At 41.0% G+C, this 17,580-nt stretch carries 14 protein-coding genes and 1 pseudogene; 4 read left to right on the forward strand and 11 right to left on the reverse strand.

Translation table 11 applies throughout. The annotated features are described in order from the left end of the window. Positions 1–212, reverse strand: a pseudogene (locus tag WBJ10_RS00380) (arginine--tRNA ligase); the annotation flags it as partial. Between the two features lie 25 nt (positions 213–237). Then, a complete protein-coding gene (rocF, locus tag WBJ10_RS00385; protein ID WP_424287517.1) occupies positions 238–1,185 on the reverse strand; it encodes an arginase in 948 nt (315 codons plus the stop codon). A 99-nt stretch (positions 1,186–1,284) separates the two neighbouring features. Between rocF and WBJ10_RS00390 the strand changes: the two genes are divergently transcribed. After that, positions 1,285–2,667, forward strand: a complete 1,383-nt coding sequence (locus WBJ10_RS00390) for an arginine decarboxylase (RefSeq protein ID WP_424287519.1) — start codon at positions 1,285–1,287, stop codon at positions 2,665–2,667. 13 nt (positions 2,668–2,680) lie between these two features. Next, on the forward strand, positions 2,681–3,217 hold the full coding sequence (locus WBJ10_RS00395) for a DUF695 domain-containing protein (RefSeq protein ID WP_424287521.1): 537 nt from the start codon (positions 2,681–2,683) through the stop codon (positions 3,215–3,217). On the opposite strand, the gene WBJ10_RS00400 is transcribed toward WBJ10_RS00395, so the two are convergent. The 5 genes from WBJ10_RS00400 to alaS form a co-directional block, all read right to left on the reverse strand. Continuing rightward, a complete protein-coding gene (locus WBJ10_RS00400) occupies positions 3,214–3,933 on the reverse strand; it encodes an RluA family pseudouridine synthase (RefSeq protein WP_424287523.1) in 720 nt (239 codons plus the stop codon). The genes WBJ10_RS00395 and WBJ10_RS00400 overlap by 4 nt on opposite strands. A gap of 83 nt (positions 3,934–4,016) precedes the next feature. Next, positions 4,017–4,706: a response regulator transcription factor gene (locus WBJ10_RS00405; protein ID WP_424287525.1), complete on the reverse strand. Its 690-nt coding sequence runs from the start codon at positions 4,704–4,706 to the stop codon at positions 4,017–4,019. 103 nt (positions 4,707–4,809) lie between these two features. Further along, positions 4,810–5,907, reverse strand: a complete 1,098-nt coding sequence (locus WBJ10_RS00410; protein WP_424287527.1) for a redoxin domain-containing protein — start codon at positions 5,905–5,907, stop codon at positions 4,810–4,812. Next, entirely contained in the window at positions 5,904–7,457 is a 1,554-nt protein-coding gene (gatB, locus tag WBJ10_RS00415) for an Asp-tRNA(Asn)/Glu-tRNA(Gln) amidotransferase subunit GatB (protein ID WP_424287529.1), read from the reverse strand. The genes WBJ10_RS00410 and gatB overlap by 4 nt, the downstream gene beginning before the upstream one ends. 43 nt (positions 7,458–7,500) lie before the next feature. After that, positions 7,501–10,113, reverse strand: coding sequence for an alanine--tRNA ligase (gene alaS, locus WBJ10_RS00420; protein WP_424287530.1), 2,613 nt, complete (start codon positions 10,111–10,113; stop codon positions 7,501–7,503). Positions 10,114–10,199: 86 nt separating this feature from the next. Here alaS and WBJ10_RS00425 point away from each other — a divergent pair, with 86 nt between their 5' ends. Together WBJ10_RS00425 and WBJ10_RS00430 are read left to right on the forward strand one after the other, a co-directional pair. Beyond that, on the forward strand, positions 10,200–10,535 hold the full coding sequence (locus WBJ10_RS00425; RefSeq protein ID WP_079701772.1) for a MerR family transcriptional regulator: 336 nt from the start codon (positions 10,200–10,202) through the stop codon (positions 10,533–10,535). Between the two features lie 2 nt (positions 10,536–10,537). After that, positions 10,538–11,443, forward strand: coding sequence for a diacylglycerol/lipid kinase family protein (locus WBJ10_RS00430; protein ID WP_424287533.1), 906 nt, complete (start codon positions 10,538–10,540; stop codon positions 11,441–11,443). Here the strand turns inward: WBJ10_RS00430 and WBJ10_RS00435 are convergent. The 4 genes from WBJ10_RS00435 to WBJ10_RS00450 are packed head-to-tail and all read right to left on the reverse strand — an operon-like array spanning position 11,440 to position 17,491. After that, positions 11,440–12,495 (reverse strand): metallophosphoesterase, encoded by a 1,056-nt coding sequence (locus WBJ10_RS00435; protein ID WP_424287535.1) that lies wholly within the window; start codon positions 12,493–12,495, stop codon positions 11,440–11,442. The genes WBJ10_RS00430 and WBJ10_RS00435 overlap by 4 nt on opposite strands. Before the next feature lie 48 nt (positions 12,496–12,543). Continuing rightward, complete coding sequence (locus WBJ10_RS00440; protein ID WP_424287537.1) at positions 12,544–13,320, reverse strand: enoyl-CoA hydratase/isomerase family protein; 777 nt, start codon at positions 13,318–13,320, stop codon at positions 12,544–12,546. Between the two features lie 39 nt (positions 13,321–13,359). Beyond that, a complete protein-coding gene (locus WBJ10_RS00445; protein ID WP_424287538.1) occupies positions 13,360–15,456 on the reverse strand; it encodes a ComEC/Rec2 family competence protein in 2,097 nt (698 codons plus the stop codon). A gap of 1 nt (position 15,457) precedes the next feature. Next, positions 15,458–17,491 carry a hypothetical protein gene (locus tag WBJ10_RS00450; protein ID WP_424287540.1) on the reverse strand — a complete coding sequence of 678 codons (2,034 nt, stop codon included), beginning with the start codon at positions 17,489–17,491 and terminating at the stop codon, positions 15,458–15,460. Between the last annotated feature and the right edge of the window lie 89 nt (positions 17,492–17,580).

The raw sequence follows: 17,580 nt of genomic DNA on the forward strand, positions 1-17,580 counted from the left end.
AGGTGAGTTTTCAGATAGTCCCCAATGTCTGCTCCGGTCTGCTCGGGAGTTTTTTTAGAGAATCGTGTAAATGGAAAGGTTACAACGGTAATCTGGCCTTCAAACTCTTTCCGGGTTTCCTGAATTACAATCTTATCCTCTTCAACAGCTGTATCGTACAGAGCTTGTACACCTTCTATAATTTTTTGAATTATTTTATCTTCTATAGCCATACTAATGGGCATCGCCCTATCCTATCTAAACATTAATTATTGCATCACTCGCATGCCGTAAAATTTCGAAAGCGTTTTCAGACATCAGGTTATCCTTATCCAATGTTGGATTAACCTCTGTAATTTCAAAACAGCAGACTCTTTTATCACTCACGAGTTTAACTACCAAAGCATCTGCCTCAGCTTTCGTCATCCCTCCCGCTACAGGCGTCCCGGTTCCTTTCAAATGGGACGGATCAAGCGAGTCTACGTCGAACGATACATATATCAGATCGCATTCGGACAGATAATCCAATGTAGCATCTGCAACTTTCTCAACACCCTCTTTACGGATGACTGAAATTGGGAAGATTTTAACATTGTTCTGTTCCAGCAGGTATTCTTCTTCTTTTTCGAAATCTCTTAAAGCAATATATACGATATCACGATAAGTGATTTTAGGCGAAATATTTCCAATATTCTTTAATTGGTACCAGTAATTTAATGTTTCCTGATCCGGTGTATTGACTCGGCAATCTAAATTATCTTCGTCTAGTAATACTGCAATCGGCATTCCGTGGATGTTTCCCGAGGGCGTCGTATATGGCGTATGAATATCTGAATGGGCATCAACCCAGATAACGCCAACCTTTAACTTCGGAAAAGCTTTTCGAATTCCTGAGACTGTGCCAGCGGAACAGCTATGATCTCCGGAAAGCAGTATCGGAAACTCCTTATTCTGCAAAGTTCTGCAAACTTCGTCCGAGATTCGCTCAGTCATTGTTAGGACTCCTGAGATACGCTTTGCATATGGACTTCCCGAAGATTCGAGTAATAAATGATTTTCATTTGGAACTTCAATGACTTTGTGCTGTTTAAAGAACCGGCTGCCAAAGTCCAGTGCCGCTATTTTAATCGCATCACTACCTAAGCTGGCACCTCTTGTACCTGCACCGATTTCAGACTTGACTTCTATGATTCTTAGTTCCCGCATTATCCGTTAATAAATGTCAAAGGCTGATGTAAATTTTTTACATGCTGCTGTATGTTCTATGCTATATGCTTTTTATATCTTTGCCAAAATTATAAAAAAATGCAGAGTTACGCGGAGTTTCTTGATTTAAGCGTTGGGTTCCCTCAGGACGGTTTCGACATCATCGATGATGAGCTTTATTTCCACGACTTAAACCTTATGGAAATGATTGAAACCTATGGTTCGCCCTTACGGTTTACCTATTTACCTATAATAAGCAAGAAGATCCAGCAGGCGAAACTTCTGTTTCAAGGGGCTATTGTTAAAAATAACTACAGAGGCAGTTATAAATATTGCTATTGCACGAAGAGTTCTCATTTTCGTCATATCGTTGAAGAAGCTCTGCGAAACGATATTCACCTCGAGACATCTTCGGCATTTGACATGCCAATGATTGATGCATTGGAAAAAAAGGGTGCCTTGAATAAGGATATAACCGTCATCTGTAACGGTTTTAAAACTTTCCAATACAAGCAGTATCTTATTGATATGCTTCATGATGGTTTTAAAAATATCATACCTGTTTTAGATAATAAAGAAGAGTTTAATATTTACGATGATGAACTAGACATTCCCTGCAACCTGGGAATGCGGATTGCAGCGGAAGAGCAGCCGGACTCCCAATTCTACACTTCGCGATTGGGAATCCGGATGGAAGACATCATTGATTTTTACAATCATAAGATTGCCCAGAACCCAAACTTTAAGGTTAAGCTACTGCATTTCTTTATAAACTCAGGTATTTCAGATACCCCATATTATTGGAATGAGCTTGAAAAATATGTCACCTTATATTGTAAGTTCAAAAAGATAAACCCAGATCTGGACACCCTCGATATCGGTGGGGGAATGCCTTTTAAAGACTCCTTAGTTTTCGATTTCGACTATGAATACATGGTTAACGAAATTGTAAAACGGATTAAAGAAATTTGTGCTGAGCACGATGTTATTGAGCCAGATATCATTACAGAATTCGGAAAATATACCGTTGCGGAAGCGTCCGGGATATTATATAAAGTTTTAGGCCGTAAACAGCAAAATGATCGTGAGAAATGGCTGATGCTGGATGGATCGTTCATTACAAACCTTCCGGATGTATGGGCCCTTAATCAAAAATACATACTAGCTCCTGTAAATAACTGGGATTCTGAGTATGAACGGGTCAACCTCGGGGGGATCACTTGCGATGGACAGGATTATTATAGCCAGGAAGCACACATGAATAACGTGTTCATGCCAAAAACCCGTAAGGTACAGTACCTGGGTTTCTTTCATACCGGTGCATACCAGGAGGTATTGAGCGGATACGGTGGTATTCATCACTGTCTCTTGCCCTCACCCAAACATGTAATCATCAGGCGTAACCGCGATGAAACGTTTAATTTTGAGGTATTTGGTGAAGAGCAAAATAGTAAGCAGGTATTGAAAATACTTGGCTATTAAAACGGCTTAGTTTATGAGAAATATATATTTTATTGTATTGTTTATGCTTCCCCTGGTGTCTTGCTCCCAGACCAATACTAAGGAAACAGACACTCAGAAACAATTAGTTCTCTCAAAACCTGAAGACACATTCACTACCCTCCAGTTTGAATTCGAAGGCAAACCATGCGTGGCTGTAATTAATAAACAGTATAAGGATTATAAAAACAAATTCATGTTCCCGCTGAGTTTGTTTCTCAAGGTGAACACACTGGAAAAAGATAAAAACGAACATCCAACGGAGCATGAATACCTTGCTTTCCATGAACTACAGACTGCTATCATCCGGGCGCTGAGTGCGGAGTTTACGTTCTGTCATGTAGGGGCTACTACTATGACAGGCTACCGGGATATTATATTTTATATAAATCCAAAAGATCAGGAAAAGGCCGTTTTAGTTCTAAACAAATTTAAAGCTGATAATAAACGTTTCGAATCTTACACCTTTGAAACAGATCCGGAATGGGAAGCCGTTGCTTCATTTTATGAAGCCGTTCCGGCAAATAACTAAGCGTCGAACTTATCCAGAAGTTTGATCAGCGTTGCAAAATCCTTAGGATAAGGCGCATCAAAAGTCATTTCGGTATTTTCATCGATCTTAAACGTGATCTGCTTCGCGTGCAAAGCAAAACGCTTCATTATCGGAAGTTCTTCCTGATCTTTACCTATTCGATATGCACGCTTAATCTGCGATAAGAATACAGGCTGTCCGCCGTACATCTCATCACCGGCAATATTTGCGCGCTGAGAAGCCAGGTGGATTCTAATTTGGTGCATCCTACCAGTTACAGGACGGCATTCTACCAGCGTGTAATGCTTATAATATTTAATAGAGTTGAATATTGTTTCAGCCTGCTTTCCTTCCTGACGGTTGATTGCTACATTTTTTCCGCCAAGGTTTAAGATGGGCAAATCGACATGCAAATCTTCAAAAACCTGAGTACCATTTATTACTGCATGATAAACTTTATTCACCTTGCGATGTTCAAACTGCATAGAAACAAATCGATATGTTTCAGGATTTTTCGCAATAATGAGCGCCCCGGAAGTTTCCCTGTCAAGCCTGTGGCAAATTTGGGCATCATCTGAATAGCTTTTCGCCAGACGGAGCAGGTTGATTTCACCGCCTTCACGGTCATCAAGAGAGCTTAGAAAAGCAGGCTTATTAACAACGATAAGGTTGTCATTCTCGAAAAGAATAAGGTCTTGGAATTTAGGAAACTTCACAGGCACAAAATTAATGAACAGGCTGTAAAGTTAGGGAAATTTGTCGCTTTAAGGGGAATGAACTAAGGTTTGACCTTAAATCTTTATTTAGCTTCAAACTTATACCCCACGCCTTTAACCGTACTCACATACCCCTCACCCAACTTTTCGCGCAGTTTACGGATATGCACGTCGATCGTCCGATTTGTTACAACTACCGATTCTTCCCAAATATTTTTCAATATCACATCCCGGGTATATACTTTGCCCGGCTTAGACGCTAACAGATACAACAATTCAAACTCCTTTTTCGCCAGGGTAATTCTTTCACCTTTACGGAATACCAGAAATGCCTCACGATCAATTACCAGGTCGGCTATTTCCAATTTATTCTCTTCCTCTGCTTCAGTCTGTACATTCCGTCTTAAGATAGCATTCACACGACTGGTAAGAGCCCTTGGCTTAATGGGTTTAGCGATATAATCATCAGCACCCACATTAAAACCCGCTATTTCAGAATATTCTTCGCTCCGTGCAGTCAGAAAAACCATGAACGTATTTTTAAATTCATGCATTGTTCTCAGGATACGACAAGCCTCTATCCCATCCATCTTAGGCATCATAATATCGAGAATAATCAGATCCGGAAGTACACGCTTAGCCTCAACTACGGCTTCCTGCCCGTTGCTGGCTGTGTATACCTGATAGCCCTCTTTTTTTAGATTGTACTCTATAAGTTCCCGGATATCAGGTTCATCATCGACAATCAGGATCTTATGCTTAGCTATACTCATAGACGGGTTATTTTTTATAAAAGTAAGCTGTTAATTACATAATATGGTTAAGCCATCATTAAGAAATTGTAAAGGAACCGAAGCGCTTAACAATTTATTGAACTTATTTCAATGTTTCAGCAAGATATTTTCCGAGCGCATCTCCTCTTAAATTCTTCGCCACGATCTTTCCCTGAGGGTCGATTATGAACGAAGCCGGAATCCCGTCAACCTTGTATAAGGCTGCAATTTCACTATCCCATCGCTTCAGATCGGACACATGTTTCCAATTAAGATTGTCAGAACGAATTGCCCTAACCCAGTCTTCTTTATTGTCATCAAGAGAGACTCCCAGCACGTCAAAACCTTTGGCGGCATACTCCTTATGCGTTTTTACGATATTAGGATTCTCTTCTCTGCAGGGCGCGCACCAGGAAGCCCAGAAATCTAGCAACACATATTTTCCTTTATATTCGGATAACTTGATCGGAACCCCATCAGGGTTATTCAGGACGAAATCCGGAGCAGGCTGCCCAACAGACACTACTTTCAAGCCTTCCATTTTTGTGACAAAGGCCTGCACAGCCTTATTGTTAGGAAATTTCGATTTAATCTCCTCTGCATATTTGATCAGTTCCAGCTCATATTTAATCTGGTCGATGGTACCGGCCGCATAAAATCCGGCAAGGTTATCTTTATTGTCTTGCACAAATTTGAAAACTGTCTCGGAATATTTATCCATGTTAGTCTGAAATTCAGGCATCAAAACATTGAATATAGAATCCTTCTTTGCAGGATTTGCCGTCACTGCATCCGAATAGTCAGACTGAAGTTTTTGATAGATTTTCCCGTAGTCGTTCTGGATCTTATTGATGTTTTGCACCTTAGCCGACTCTTCGGAACCGTCGATACTGTAGGTATTCGTTGTATCAGTATAATTCGTTTTAAGGCTGATCTCATCACCATTTTCACCAATGATCAGGAAGTTCTTTTCACCGATAACAAGGGTGTAAAAATTTGCTTCAGGCGCAACTCTCCTGAATTTAAACTGGTTCTCTTCATTTAAAAAAGCCGAATCTACAAGCGAGTCGGTCTCAAACAATAAAACCTTTTTTATCTCGCCCGGATTTTCCACCGTCCCTGAAATACTCAGCTCATCATTATTTTTGCAGGATGCTGCAACTAGCATAGCCATAAAGGCTCCAAATATTAATTTCTTCACGTTTTATTTTCTAATTTTTCTACTACTAATTTACTTGCAGTCTGGGGATTAATCTTTCCCTTCGACTTTTTCATTATATCTCCCATGAACAGGCCCAGGACACCCTTTTTTCCATTCTGATATTCTTTGACCTTATCGGGATAATTACCCAGCACCTCTTCAATAATACTACTAAGTTCATCAGCTCCGGTGTCAATTAAGACTTCGAGACCTAATGCAATCGTTTCAGCCGACTTTCCTGGCTTTAAGATCATTTCAGGAAAGACTTTTTGTGCAGCGACAGAGTAGTTTAACTTCCCCGTATCGATCAAAGCAATCAGCCCCGAAAGTTCGGCAGGCTGTAGGTTAAATTGAGATATGGTTTTATTCTGCTCATTTAAATAGGATTTTACAGGTCCGTTCAGCCAATTTGCAGCCGACTTATAATTATTTGTATGAGATACTAATATATCGAAATACCCGGCGATTTCCTTCTCAGAAGATACAAGGGCTGCATCATAGGAAGATAAGCCAAGCTCATCGGTATAACGCCGTATTTTCTCCGCAGGAAGTTCTGGTATGGATGCTGCTATCTCCTTGATATACTGTTCACTTAGAACTAAAGGAGGCAGATCCGGTTCAGGGAAATAACGGTAATCATTCGCCATTTCTTTGCTTCGCAACGGGCTAGTGCTGCCGCTATCAGCGTCGAAGTTAAGTGTATTTTGGTCAACATAACCACCAGCTTCGATCACGCCGACTTGACGTTCGAATTCATAATCAATAGCTCGCTGTAAGTTGCGTATCGAATTAAGGTTTTTCACCTCACAACGGTTTCCATATTTAGTCGATCCGCGCAGGCGAACAGAAATATTGGCATCGCAGCGTATGCTTCCCTCCTCCATATTCCCATCGCAGATATCGAGGTATTTCACGAGTTTTCTGATCTCATTAAGGTATGCGGCAGCTTCAGCACCCGACCGGATGTCGGGCTCTGACACAATTTCAATAAGTGGAACTCCTGCCCGGTTTAAATCAATCAGTGATTCTGTTTCGTCCTGGTCATGCATACTTTTGCCTGCATCATCTTCCATATGGATTCGGTGTATCCTGATCCGGGATTTAGTTATTTCTCCAGATTCGACATCAATATAACCTGATTTGCAAATGGGCTCACTATCCTGAGTGGTCTGAAATCCCTTTGGAAGATCAGCGTAGAAGTAATTCTTACGGTCGAAATGGGTATGGGTATTTATTTGGCACTTAGTAGCCAAACCCATTTTGACTGCATACTCAACAACCTTTTTATTTAGTTTAGGAAGGGTTCCGGGAAGCCCTAAACTAACCGGGCTTATATGTTCATTAGGGCCGCCACCGAAGCCGGCTGAGTCTGTGGAAAATATCTTACTCAGAGTAGATAGCTGCACGTGCACTTCAAGCCCGACGACTAGTTCGTATTTTTCTTTAATAGTATCTGAAATACTCGTCATTAATGCAAATGTAATAAATTGAGAATGGAGAATGGAGTGTTGAGAATTAAAACTGCCCGGTAAAGCTTTTCGCCAATCCACGTTTTCAACTCTCCATTCTCAACTCTCCATTCTCAACTCTCCATTAAATAAAGCTCCTCGCCTTCGCCAAAGCACCCGCTATTCCATTCGCATCTTTACCTCCCGCAGTCGCAAAGAAAGCCTGCCCGCCGCCACCGCCTTGTATCTCCCTGGCCAATTCACGTACGATATTTCCTGCATTCAGGTTTCTTTCTTTCACCAGATTCTCAGATATCATCACTGTGAGACTTGGTTTTCCGTCAATTTCGGCAGCAAACACCAGGAAAACGTTATCGAGGATATCTTTAACAGCATAGGCGAGATTCTTTATTGCGTCGGCGTTTGGCAATTCGACTCTTTGAGCAAGAAAATTTATCCCATTTATATTTTCAGCGAGTTTTGCCAGCTCATGTTTCAGGCCGGCTGAGCGCTCCAAAATATTCTTTTCAATCTCCTTTTTAAGTCGATTATTCTCTTCTATCAAAGCTTCGACACTCCGGTGCAGGTTTTTTGGATTTTTAAGTAGTTCTTTGAGTGCAGTTATCTGTGCGAACTGCTCATTAAAATGATGCTCTGACCGCTCACCGGTAATTGCCTCAATCCTACGGACACCGGCGGCAACTGCACTTTCAGAAACGATCTTAAAATATCCGATTTGCCCGCTTGCTTTGACGTGAGTTCCGCCGCAAAGCTCCTTTGAAAACTGCTCGTCAAAGGTGATCACACGCACGAAGTCTCCGTATTTCTCCCCAAAAAGAGCGGTTACTCCTGAATCAATTGCTTCCTGATATGGCACCGAACGCTCTTCTTTCAAAGGTATGTTTGCACGGATTTTAGAATTAACGATTGCCTCTATTTCAGCCAGTTCTCCTGCTGTAACTTTCGAAAAGTGGGAGAAATCAAATCGGAGGTAATCAGCATTGACCAGCGAGCCTTTCTGATTGACATGACCTCCAAGAACCTGTTTCAGCGCTGCATGGAGCAAATGGGTCGCCGAGTGGTTACTCTCAGAAGGGTGGCGCTTTGACGGGTCAACCATGGCCCAGAACTTACCTCCGAGCTCTTCCGGCAAATTATCTACAAAATGGATAATCAATCCATTTTCCTTTTTAGTATCTGTAATTTCATACTCAAACAAGCGAGAAGAATCTTCCAGCTTCCCTGTATCTCCAGCTTGCCCGCCGCTTTCTGCGTAAAATGGTGTCCGGCTAAGTACAAGCTGAAATTGTTCTTTTCCTTTTGCACTTACTTTACGGTATTTCAGGATCTTGCACTCTGTTTCCAGTTCGTCGTAACCGATAAACTCGACCTCATCACCCTCGTTAACAATAACCCAATCCGAAGTATCTACAGCAGTTGCTGCACGCGAGCGATTTTTTTGTTTTTGAAGTTCAATTTCAAATGACTCCATGTCTACAGTCCACCCTTTCTCACGCGCCATTAATTCGGTAAGGTCTATAGGGAACCCAAACGTATCATATAATTCGAATGCAAAATCGCCCTTAATTATTTTGTCAGATGTTTCAAAACGCTCGAAACGCTGTATACCTGTTGCCAGCGTTCTCAAAAACGAATTCTCCTCCTCCAGCACAACCTTCTGAACAAAGTCCTGTTGCTTCTTCAACTCCGGGAAAACCCCGTCAAATTGATCAGCCAGGATGGGCACAAGCTGATTTAGAAATGGCTCTTTGAAATTCAAAAAGGTGTAAGAATATCTTACAGCGCGGCGTAGGATACGTCGGATTACATAGCCGGCTTTATTATTTGACGGCAATGTGCCGTCAGCAATGCAAAAACAAATCGCCCTTATATGGTCTGCCATAACCCGCATGGCAATGTCGGTCTTCTCGTCGCTGCCGTATTCTATGCCCGATTTTCCAGCAATGAACTGGATAAGGGGTTGAAAAACATCGGTATCGTAATTAGAACTCCTCTTTTGAATCACCCTAACAAGCCGTTCCAAGCCCATTCCAGTATCTACATGCTGATTAGGCAACTTCTCCAGCGTCCCGTTCTTCAGGCGATTAAACTGCATAAAAACGTTATTCCAAATCTCAATAACCTGGGGGTCGTCCTGGTTTACTAAGGTTTTGCCATCCACTCTCATGCGCTCCTCATCCGGGCGCATATCAACATGGATTTCTGAACACGGACCGCAAGGTCCGGTTTCGCCCATTTCCCAAAAATTATCCTTTTTGTTTCCTAATATGATTCGGTTTTCGGCAATATACTGCTTCCAGATACTATAGGCCTCTTCGTCTTTTACCAAACCCTCTTTTTCATCTCCTTCAAAAACAGAAACATACAGACGATCTTTTGGAATCTGATAAACTTCAGTTAGTAGCTCCCAACTCCAGGCTATTGCTTCTTTTTTGAAATAATCTCCGAAACTCCAGTTCCCAAGCATCTCAAACATCGTGTGATGATAAGTGTCGATACCAACCTCTTCAAGATCATTATGTTTACCCGAAACACGAAGACAACGCTGGGTATCGGCTACCCTTGAATATTTCACAGCGGCTTCACCCAAAAATATATCCTTGAACTGGTTCATCCCGGCGTTGGTAAACATCAGTGTTGGATCGTTTTTTACAACGATCGGCGCCGAAGGAACAATCTGGTGTCCTTTACTCTTAAAAAAATCTAAAAATCCCTGTCGTATTTCTTTGGTAGTCATAGGGGCAAATATAAGCAGATGCAGCGAGAAGTTTGAAAGGGTTATTCCCAAATAAATCTTACTTTTATGCCACCAATTTCCATCTCATGCCTTATAAAGAACGCGACATAAACAAACTTTACTATACGATGGGAGAAGTAACGGAAATGTTCGACGTCAACGCATCCCAAATCAGGTTTTATGAACGCGAGTTTGAAATTCTTCAGCCGAAGAAAAACAAAAAAGGGAACCGGCTTTTCACTCCCGACGACGTGGAAAATCTAAAGATCATCTTCAACCTTGTAAAAGAAAAAGGATTTACCCTACAGGGAGCGAAAGATTACATAAGGAATAATAAAGGCGAAGTAAAAGAAAACCAAAAGGTCATAGATTCGTTAGAGAAGTTAAAGCAGTTTCTCCTTGAAGTAAAAGAGCAGCTTTAAAAATGACGCCGACTCAGACCAACTCAAAACCACGAATTAAAGTCTTATTTGTAATCAACCCTAAATCGGGATCAGTAAGAGACAATACATTAAAAGACCTTGTCTCCGAACAGGCAGAATCGCAAAATTTCGATTTCCAGATCTATAATATGAGTGGAAACGACGAATCGGGGATTTCTACAGCAATTAAAAGATTTGACCCTTCCATTGTCGCTGCTGCTGGAGGCGATGGCACCGTAAAACTAGTGGCAAGTTTGGTCTCAAATACTAAAGTGACATTAGCGATTATCCCCTATGGATCTGCAAACGGGATGGCCAAAGAGTTGAACATTGCTGATGTAGATTATGCATTAGAATTGCTTTCCAAAGGCAAAAAAAAGAAAATTGACCTTATCAAAATTAACGACGAAATCTGCATCCACCTGGCAGACGTTGGGTTAAATGCACGGGTAGTTAAACGATTTGAAAAAGACCCGAAACGCGGTAAGCTTATTTATGCAAAACATCTTTTTGGAGAGATGTTCTTCCTTAAAAGCTATCGTTTTCACATCATTTATGACGACAAGGTCATTAATCGGAAAGGTGTCTCAATAACCTTTGCGAATGCGATGAAATACGGCACGGGTGCTATTATAAATCCTCATGGCAAACTGGATGACGGAAAATTCGAATTAGTCATAGTAAAGCCCTTCCCGCGCGTGCAATTGTTATCGATTGCCTGGAAGATGTTTATCGGACGCTTGCATACCTCGGATTATGTGGAAATAATTTCCTGCGAAAAAGCAACTGTTATCAGTAACAGAAAAACAACCCTGCAGGTAGATGGAGAAGTGATAGGGAAAGTAAAAGAAATAAACATGTCGGTTATGCCGCAAGCATTGACGGTTCTGGTACCGGCGGATTTCTAAACAAGATTCTGCTCATACACCATAATTCCCTTTTTTGAGACATGGTCAACCACCCACGCGGAGAGTACAGCAGATCCGTCGTTTTCGAATTTGATCTTGAAGAAGCCTTTGGCTTTCATACCGAACTTTAGGTTTTTGCCATCCTGCAGGACGTACTTAAGTTTTGACCCCGCGCCGCTCACAATAAAATGATTATCATTTTTTGTAATGTGCTGGAGGTTGTGTTCATGGCCCGCTGCATAGATTAAGCCTTTTTTTGTTTTAAACATCTCAATCAGACGCTTTCGCAGATGCCTGTAACGCGGGTGAGCAATATCCTCTTTTGCGCCGAAATATTTCCTATAGATAGGAAGCAGCGACCCAATAAGCGGCAAAGGCACATAGGCCTTTTTATGATATATCGTGAATGGGAAAAGATGGTGACTGAATTTATAACGGCCCCCGTGAATGGCATAACTGTATACTGGAGCATGTCCGGCAATGATAATCCTCTTGTCTTTATTTTTTTCGATTATTTGTTCAAGATGTTCAAAAAACTCCTCTTCTGACGAAACCCGACACCCGTAGGCCTGCCCGATTGGCCTGAACCCAGGTTGCAGCCACCATTGAGTATTTATGAGAATTATCGTAACATTTGGGTTGACGTTGATTTCCGTTGGTCCGGGACAACCCTGAGAAGGATACATTACGGTCTGCCCAAATAATTTTTCTAAATATTTCTCCTGGCGGAGGATATAATCATAGCCATCCTTTCGTCCCTTATTCCAGTCGTGATTACCGGAAATAAAAAGAACTTTCCCATGATAATCTTTTAAGGCATTATAATGGGCAATTAAAGTGTTCTCTGCATCCTTGTAAAGTATATTATTTTGCGGCGGAAGACCGCGTGGATAAATATTGTCGCCAAGGAAAACGACGGCTGAGTGTTGATTCTCATCAAAATGGCATTTTAATGTTTCGAGTACCCGATCGGGCTTATGACGGTTTACATCCCCTGTATCCCCAATAAGGAATACTTCGTAAGTTTTATTTTCACCGGTTTTTGCTCGCATTTCACTTTATCCTTTATGTCAAACCTATTAAATGCAATCCTGTTTGTATTACCATTCCAATTTTTTCTTACCAAGGAATGAAGCAATGCCCTTTTTACAATCGGCGGAAGAGCGGGTTTTAACATTTAACCGGACAGCTTCTTCCAGGCTCTCCTCGAGACTAAGGTTCTGCGCACTTTGAATAAGTTGTTTAGTTATTGAAAGCGAGTTTCCGGAAACACCGGCAGCAGCGCGTTCTGCATAAGTCCTCACCTGGCTGGAAATGGAAATCTTATCTGTCACAAAATTGATCAGCCCGTAATCGGAAGCTTTAACTGCATCAATAAGCTCACCGCTCAGCAATAATTCTCTGACCCTGCCTTCACCTAATTTCCTCACCAAAAAGCAGGCTACCAGGGCAGGTACAAATCCTATTTTAACTTCAGTATAACCAAACTTGGCTTCCGGCACTGCAAAAACAATATCACATACCGCAGCCAATCCGCATCCACCTGCAATAGCATGGCCCTCAACCTGGGCAATAACGAGCTTGGGAAGTGTATAAATGCTATAAAATAGATTTTTTAAGGCGACGGTATCTTCGAGGTTATCTTGTGAAGAGTTATTCTGCAGCGTTTGCAGATATTCTAAGTCGGCGCCGGCGCTGAACACCTCACCAGCTGCTTTGAGAACTACAACCTTAACTTCTTCATCGTTCCCAGCCTTTAAGAAAAGGTTTGTAAGCGATTTTACGAGCTCAGGATTTAATGCGTTTCGCTTTTCCGGACGATTCAGTGTAATGTAAGCGATGCGATTGTCTGTTTTATATTCGGCAAGTTCTGTCAATTGACTGTTGTTTTACGTACTTCAAAAATACCGCAAATTCTAAAGGTTAACGATTAATGCAGGGTTTTTCTTTAAAACATAATAGGGTAATTTCCTTTTTTTTGCGTCAATAACCCACCTTTTGATTTTATAATCCGGGTTATTGGCTTCGATAATAATAATCTTAAAGTCCAGGCAGGATTGGATATCTTCCAGGCTCACCTTCGGGCTTCCACTGATTAGAACTGCTGAAACGTTTAAAGTTCCTGTAAAAATCACATCGTCAAATTCTTTATCCCATTTAAATATTCTATAGCCAGCAAACTGGTAAAAGTTTTTCTCCCCAAAGAAAGTTTCCCCGGAGAATTTTAAACTGTCCTCAAAAAGTAATTCGGTTCGTGAGCCCTTACTCTTGAGCGCCGGCAAAATAGAAAAAGACACCAGTTTATCAGAATTTTCGACATCGCTGACAATAACACTTTGCCCCTTAGTGAGATAGGCAATTGCCGAATGCTTTCTCAGATTATAAAATATAAGGTGATGCTGATCATATTTCCTTTTCCAGTTTACAATTAAGCTCAATGAAAGAATCAAAATGGAAATCCCGATAGGGAACATCAGCACTTTACGACCTTCCATCAAACGGAAACTAATACTTAATATCACTATAAATATCAAAGTGCACTCGAAAGCTGTTAGCCAGATTCCATCCAGCGTAGAAAAAGGAAGATTTTCGATATAGTATAGAATGCTGTTTGTGAAATTGATTAGCTTGTTTAGGACTATTCCTCCATAATGAAGCATTTCGGGAAAGGGTATGAACATAAAAAGAATCCCGGCATACATAATTAGAGATACAGGGATCACAATGAACAAATTGCTAAACAGAAAATACACGGGGAACTGATGGAAGTAATAAATACTTATCGGTAAAGTTGCAAGCTGGGCAGCAATCGACAGCGCACTGTAGCTCCAAACATAGTCTAACATCTTATTTTTAATGGTAATCGCCTGATATATCCGGGAATGAAAAAACACTATACCCGTAACTGCGAGATATGAAAGTTGAAATCCAGCATCGACAAGGTAAAATGGATTATACAAAAGGAGCAAAAACGCGGAAATCGCAATCAGGTTATAAGTGTTCTGGTGCTTATTTAAAGCCTTTCCCAAAACGATAAAACTCAACATCACCGCAGCGCGGCAGGCAGGTGCTGAGAATCCTGTTAGTAGTGCATAAAACCAAACGACTGCAATTATCAGTACCGCGCGGATCAGCCGTGTACTACTAGTTTTGTCCATAAATTTTAGAATCAGGTTTAGCACCATAAATACTATTCCCACGTGCATACCGGAAACTGACAACACATGCATTGTCCCGGTTTTAGCATAGGCATCAATCAGCTCTTTACTCAACTCGGCGCGGTATCCCAGGACAAGAGTAGAAGCAAAAGCAGCTGCACTTTCATCAGGCAAATAATGACGAAATTTCTGGATTAATTCTTTGCGGAGCTGCAACGCAAATGAGATGATTGGATTGCCGTGGGCTCGATCAAGAAGATAAATTTGATCTGATGTGAGAAATACTTGATGATAAATTTGCCGGTCGCTTAAATAGGATTGATAATCAAACTCACCCGGGTTGTATGGCGGGTTAATGCTGTCGTAATTAGCGGGAAATAGCAATAAATCACCGTATTTATAAATGCTAGTTATCGCACTATCATTCTGAACCGAAATGATAATCTTGCCACCTGCTTTGCTCTTTTCCTCAATTAAATAAGTTCCTTTAACTCTTCCTTCAAATCTGGAAATGCTGCCAGAGTTGGTAGGATCATTTTCAATTTCGACTAATAAAAAATCTGCCCTGTTAAATCTATAATGCGTTTTATCAAATAGTTCAGAGGTATTAACTGTCAGCCAATAGCCTACCGACAGGATAAAGCCATGCACTAATAGTCCTGTTAACCACCGCCACCTGTAAATCGAATATCTCCGATATACAGATATCATGAAAGTTAAAACCAACAGATTAATAAGGGCAAAACAAACGGCGTAGCGGGATAAAGCCTCACAGGAATAAAAATATCCCCCTGAGATCCCCATAATCAATGGAACGATCATTCTTACGAAAGGTATTTCTCCCTTGTAAAGCATATTAAAATTGCAATCTCAGCTGGAGCTTAATGTCAGATCGTTGATGTCCTGAAATCATGTCATATCCAGAACCAACGGTATCCTGATCCAAAAAGCTTGACAGTGCATATCTTATCCATATATCCGCTCCCCTGTAAAGTGTATATCGGCCGTTTAGATAAAATCTAAGTCCTTTTCCCTGATATGCTGGGATAGAATATCCATATAGAACATCGTTTTCATAGGCATAAATCCGTGAATCAAAGCCCGGCGTATCAAATATTGCAAAGCGCATATTGCCAGAAAATTTCGAACTTAATGGATTATATATTACATCCTGATAGCAGAGATAACCAATTTCACGGGTCGATTGGCCTTTTCTAAAAGTGGATATTTCCGCCCGGTTGCGAAGTGAGAAACTCTTGCCTGCGCTATAGTTGAGCTCTATTCTGAAGCTCTGTTTCGCTATAGTTTCTAGTCCCCGGGATAAATTTACATCAGCTGAATTTTCCTCTTTATATTGTACCCTGTACCTCCCGTTAACTTTAAACTTCTTATTCAAAATGTAACTAAGTTGCGTCATTAATTCGTATCCCGCAGAGGGCCCGTCGACGCGGAATTTTAGCCAGGGAAACCGGTAGAAGTCGCAAAAGCCTGAAAATTCATATTTAGGGTTAATTTTGATATTAAGACCGGTATAAAATCCTTTTTCATTAGCTGATGTGGTAGATTCGGCTAATCCTTCATTAAAAAAAGAATGATAGTTCCGTTCATAGTTTCTGTATAATAAAACTGCAGATACCTGGGATGAAAGGCTTGCCATTAATCCATTCAGGAAGGCTTTGCCTGATGACAAGCTATGTGCTGCTTCACCAAAAAGATATGCATTCTGGATTGTATAAGCATAATGAAACCCAACATTGGTTAAAGATTGCTTTCTGAAATTAAAGCGTTCATAAAGTGAAGTTCCTGCAGCAAGTGGCTTATCAAATTCAGTGTTATAGACTGTGACTCCTGCAGTAAAATGATCGTTGGAATAGCTTGAGTTAATCCCATATAAAAGTTGTCGAACTAAACTCCTATTCATCTGTTCAGTGGCAGTCCTGTGCAGACCACTTACAAAAATTGAATTTATTTCAGACTTGTCATCCGATAAACCGGCGTCTAGATTTCTGTGTGACAAAAAAGGTGTAATGGAGATTTTCTTATGGGAAAATGTAGCGGCCGCTCCCCTCAAAAACAATGATTCGTTAGCCGAGCTGTATGGCCGTAGTCCCCATGCCTGCTTAGCCGCTGTAGTTAAACCGAGACCTTTACCGAATCCTAATCCGGACCACATGGTTAATCCTTGACCGAACTGTAAGGCATAATCTCCAACTACGAGTTTTCTCATCATCCTATCTCCCGTTAAGGATATATTTGCTGAATAAAAATCAAATCCCTTTCCACCATTTTTAATGAATGGCTCTCCTGCATCTTTGTCCATATTCATGGAAAAAGAAATCCTTTTGATATAATTGAACCGGTAACGAACGAAAATTCGATCCGGCGAACCAGCATATCCCTTGCTTCCAGTGTCTGACGGAAGAAATCCTTGTTGCTTTTGAAGTATTCTGCCAAACCTGATCATGAGATCATGATCACCATGGCTAATTAACTTGTTAAATGAAAAAGTACTTAGCAATGCAGGCGGGTTTACTACCAAAAAGTTTGACAGCCAACGAACAGTTTCGTTGTCAAATCCCTGGATACTCTGCAATTCCAATACATTCAGGAATGGCCCGCTTTCTTTTAGATGTAATAAGAGATTGGTAATCTGTATGGGGGAAATAAAAACCAATTCCTGAAGCTGCTCCTTCTGAATTCCGTTAATATCGAGCGGATGTTTTTTGTAAAAAATTAGCCGCTCTGTTATCTCCGAATAATCATGATCTTCCACCGCGTTTTCTGCGATATATTCGATGATCTGATCAATGAGATCGCGATCCTCGGACTGCCCGAAGCATATTCCCGGCAATAGAATGATAATAGAAAGTGCGGTTATCCTAAAACTCATATCCTAAAGAAATTTGAGGGGAATAGCCTAAAGTTGGATGAGAAGCGACAGAGAAATCAATCTGAATTTTGTTGTAATTGATGCCAAAT

Origin of the sequence: Daejeonella sp., from assembly GCF_049655485.1 — a bacterium.
Taxonomy (GTDB): domain Bacteria; phylum Bacteroidota; class Bacteroidia; order Sphingobacteriales; family Sphingobacteriaceae; genus Daejeonella.

Excerpts from the sequence above, each read along its gene's own strand:
- rocF (WP_424287517.1), bottom strand. The coding sequence starts at position 1,185 with ATGCGGGAACTAAGAATCATAGAAGTCAAGTCTGAAATCGGTGCAGGT.
- WBJ10_RS00390 (WP_424287519.1), top strand. The coding sequence starts at position 1,285 with ATGCAGAGTTACGCGGAGTTTCTTGATTTAAGCGTTGGGTTCCCTCAG.
- WBJ10_RS00395 (WP_424287521.1), top strand. The coding sequence starts at position 2,681 with ATGAGAAATATATATTTTATTGTATTGTTTATGCTTCCCCTGGTGTCT.
- WBJ10_RS00405 (WP_424287525.1), bottom strand. The coding sequence starts at position 4,706 with ATGAGTATAGCTAAGCATAAGATCCTGATTGTCGATGATGAACCTGAT.
- alaS (WP_424287530.1), bottom strand. The coding sequence starts at position 10,113 with ATGACTACCAAAGAAATACGACAGGGATTTTTAGATTTTTTTAAGAGT.
- WBJ10_RS00425 (WP_079701772.1), top strand. The coding sequence starts at position 10,200 with ATGCCTTATAAAGAACGCGACATAAACAAACTTTACTATACGATGGGA.
- WBJ10_RS00430 (WP_424287533.1), top strand. The coding sequence starts at position 10,538 with ATGACGCCGACTCAGACCAACTCAAAACCACGAATTAAAGTCTTATTT.
- WBJ10_RS00435 (WP_424287535.1), bottom strand. The coding sequence starts at position 12,495 with ATGCGAGCAAAAACCGGTGAAAATAAAACTTACGAAGTATTCCTTATT.
- WBJ10_RS00445 (WP_424287538.1), bottom strand. The coding sequence starts at position 15,456 with ATGCTTTACAAGGGAGAAATACCTTTCGTAAGAATGATCGTTCCATTG.
- WBJ10_RS00450 (WP_424287540.1), bottom strand. The coding sequence starts at position 17,491 with ATGAGTTTTAGGATAACCGCACTTTCTATTATCATTCTATTGCCGGGA.